Source organism: Nitriliruptor sp. (genome assembly GCF_040882075.1).
Lineage (GTDB): Bacteria > Actinomycetota > Nitriliruptoria > Nitriliruptorales > Nitriliruptoraceae > Nitriliruptor.
Map to the genome: position 1 here is coordinate 1 of NZ_JBBEBZ010000113.1, position 3,423 is coordinate 3,423.

At 67.1% G+C, this 3,423-nt stretch carries 3 protein-coding genes; 2 read left to right on the top strand and 1 reads right to left on the bottom strand.

Annotated elements, in window-relative coordinates:
• Both WEB03_RS06570 and WEB03_RS06575 read left to right on the top strand, forming a co-directional pair.
• Window positions 1-782: hypothetical protein (locus WEB03_RS06570; RefSeq protein ID WP_368070152.1), on the top strand; the 782-nt coding region annotated here is incomplete at its 5' end.
• A gap of 274 nt (window positions 783-1,056) precedes the next feature.
• Entirely contained in the window at window positions 1,057-2,379 is a 1,323-nt protein-coding gene (locus tag WEB03_RS06575) for a hypothetical protein (RefSeq protein WP_368070153.1), read from the top strand.
• Between the two features lie 93 nt (window positions 2,380-2,472).
• On the opposite strand, the gene WEB03_RS06580 is transcribed toward WEB03_RS06575, so the two are convergent.
• Window positions 2,473-3,423, bottom strand: a 951-nt coding sequence (locus WEB03_RS06580) for a tyrosine-type recombinase/integrase (RefSeq protein ID WP_368070154.1), incomplete at its 5' end; no start/stop codon positions are given.

Genomic DNA, 3,423 nt, shown 5'->3' on the forward strand with positions numbered 1-3,423 from the left:
CGCCCGGCAGCGGTTCGCACGCATCCTGCAGGCCCACCGTGGCCGCTGAACCGCTCCGCGCTGACACGCCCGTCGAGCTGCCGGTGCACGGCACCGCTGGACAGCTGTGGTCGGGCTTGCTGGATCTCGCGGACGCGAAACCTCACGGCTGGACGCTCGTGGGAGCCCTCATGGTCATGCTGCACGAGTTCGAAGCTGGCACCAGCAGCGGCCGCGCCACCGCAGACGCCGACACGGTCGTCGAGGCCCGTGGCATCACCGAGGCCGTCCGGGACATGGCCCGACAGTTGCTCGACCTCGGCTGGAGCCTCGATGACGAACAGGTGGATATCGAAGGGCACGGCTACACCTTCCGCCGTGGTGCAGCCGCGCTCGACCTCATCGCGCCCGAGGGACTCGGCGCACGCGCCGACCTCACCACGATCCCGCCACTGAAGGCGCCCGCGCTGCCCGGCACTCGCCAAGCGCTCGATCGATCCCAGCACCTCGCGGTCGTCCAGGGTGGAAGGAGCGGCATCATCCCGAGACCGAACCTCCTCGGCACGCTGGTCATCAAGTCGTGTGCCGCCGTCCACGACCGCACGGCCGCTGCCGTACGACACCGTGAGGATCTCGCACGCCTCTACTCGCTGGTCACCGACCCGGCCGGGCTCGCCAAGGAGACCCGCAAGAAGGACCGGCAGCGCCTGCGGGCGGCGCCTGAGCCCGTCTGGGAGATCCTGACCGACCCGAGCGGACGCGCGTCGGCGCAGCTCGCCTACCGGCACTTCACCGGCGTCTGACGGTCACGCACGGGTCCGCACAGAGCGTGGGCCAAGGCGACCGGCGACTGCACGCTCCCAGCCGGCCGGCACGATACGGAGGGAGGAGCTCACCTTTGACCAGACGTTCGTAGTCACTCCAGGTGACGACCAGACCGTCACCGACGACGGCGACACGGTCGCATCCGCGACGGACGACAACGTCATCTTCAACGTCGAGAACCCCGTCGCCGACACCGAGCACGACATCATCCTGGTCGATGCTGACCTCGTTGACGTTGATGCAGACGGCGTCGTGAGCTTCGTGGACGCTGCTGGCGACCCCGAGGACCAGGGCTTCATCGAGGAAACCGCTGCGCTCGAGTCTGACATCGCTGTGGTCAACGGTTCTGCCTTCGGCGGCGCTGACGATCAGTACGCGACTGCGACGCCGGTTGGGGGCAACCTGACCTTCACGGTCAACTCCAACGGCTTCGAGGACTACGTCGCGGTCGTCTTCTTCGACGAAGACGGTGACACGCGACTCGACCTCGACAGCGATGGCGTGCCGACGGACGACGAGCTCTTCGGCGTCTCTGGCGTCGTCAGCGTCCTGCCGCAGGAGGCCGCTTTCGGTGGTCCGGCGAATGACGCTGACATCGAAGGCCTCGACAAGGACGGTGACTGGATCGTTGCGAACGACACGACCGCAGGTGTGACTCGCCTGTTCGAGTACGACGACAACGACACCTTCTTCGTCGATGACGCCACGACTGGCAACACTGCCGGTGCGTGTGTCGCCGCCGAAGAGGTGACGCTGGCCGACTTCGAGGATGTCCTCACCGTTGGTGACGACCTCGATTCCGTCGGCACCGTCTACCAGCCGAATGACGCGCTGGGTTCGAGCTTCTGCCTCCTGAACACCAGCCCGGCCCAGCCCACGCTGGCAGCGACCGGTGCACAGGAAAGCGTGGAACTCTCCATCGCGGGCCTCGTGACCGGCTACGACGAGGTCACTGTGACTCGTTACGCCGCGACCGACGCTGACTCGGGTGGTGCCGGTGGTACCGACAATACGGCCTGCACGACTGACGACGTGTACTCGGCTACGGGCGAGGAGTTCACCCTCACCGCCGCAGACGACGAGGACGATGACGTCACTGGCATCCAGTACACCGACACCGACGCCACCAACGCCGGTACCGACGCTGGCTGCTACTACTACGAGGCGACGCAGACTGTCGATGGTGAGGAGTCTGACGCGAGCGCGGCGGACACCGCCACCGCTGCGGCTGATGCCGACCCGACCTTCGTCTCCGCTCGTGCGAACGACGTGAACGACGGCGTCGGTACGTCGAACCAGGTCCGGTTCACCTTCAGCGAGACCGTGGTCGTGAACGACGCGACCGGCTTCACGGTCATCGAGGAAGCTTCGGGCATCGAGTTCAACGGTCTCACCGCCACTGTCTCGGGCAGCACCGTCATCGTGACGCTCGACGGCACCCTGAACGACGCCGGGACGGACAACGAGTACGACATCACGATCGACGCAGCTGCGGTGGAAGATGCCGCTGGCAACGAGATCGCTGCTGTCGACGTTGACACCACGAGCACGACAGTTCACGCGTTCACCTACTGATCGCGTGAGGTAACGGCGTCAAGTAGCTGGGACGCTGTGCTGGAGCCCCGGTTCCCTCTTCGGAGGGGCCGGGGCTCCGGTCGTGGGTGGGGTCTATGCGGCGGTTGGCATCTCGTCGTCTTCGTCGGGGTAGATGTCGTCGATGGTCTGGTCGGCGTCGCAGTCGTCGAGGTGGAGGTAGCGGGCGGTGGTTGCGAGGTCGGAGTGGCCGAGGACCTGCTGCAAAGTCTTGGGGTTGGTCTTGTGGCGGACGAGTTCTGTGGCGAGACCGTGGCGGCACCGGTGGGGGTGGTGCTTGCCGGGCAGTCCGGCTGCGGTGGCGAACTTGAGGACGATGGCGAAGACGACCCGGTCGGCGGTGCGGCCGTAGCTGTGGCCGGAGGGGTAGCCGGAGGGGTTGGCGAACAGCCAGGGCGAAGCGGGGCAGTGGGGACGGACCTCGTTGAGGTAGCGGGTCAGGACGGTGGCGAGGGGCTTGGCGATGCGGACGTAGCGGCTCTTGCCGCCCTTGCCGCGCTGGACGTGCAGCCGCCGGTCCTCGAGGTCGATGTCGTCGGTCTGCAGGTTGATGAGTTCGTTGAGACGCAGGCCGGTGTAGCGCAGGGTGGCGAGCACGGCGTGGTCGAACCGGGCGCGGAGCGCTTGCTTGGCCAGCCCGCGGGAGGCGAAGTCTTCAGCGGCGGTGCGGGCGGCACCGAGGAGGGCTCTGAACTGCTCGGAGGTGTAGTAGTCGGTGTTGGGGGTGTCCTGGGAGGGGACCTTGACGCGCTTGGCGGGGTTGACTTCGTCGGTGGTGTCGAGGTCGCGGGCGAGCCAGGTGTAGAGCCAGCGGATGGCGAAGATGGCCAGGCGGCGGTGGCTGCTGGACCGGCCGCTGCGGGCCAGGTGGCGGAGGTAGCCGCGGAGGTCCTCGGGGCTGGCGTCGAGCAGGGCGAGCCCGGGCCGGTTGGCAACGCACTCGTGGAGAGCACGAATACGAAGCTTCGAGTGGGGCTTGTCAAGTTGTCTGTGTGAGGAGCTGGGTTCACAGGGCGATCCGTCCGG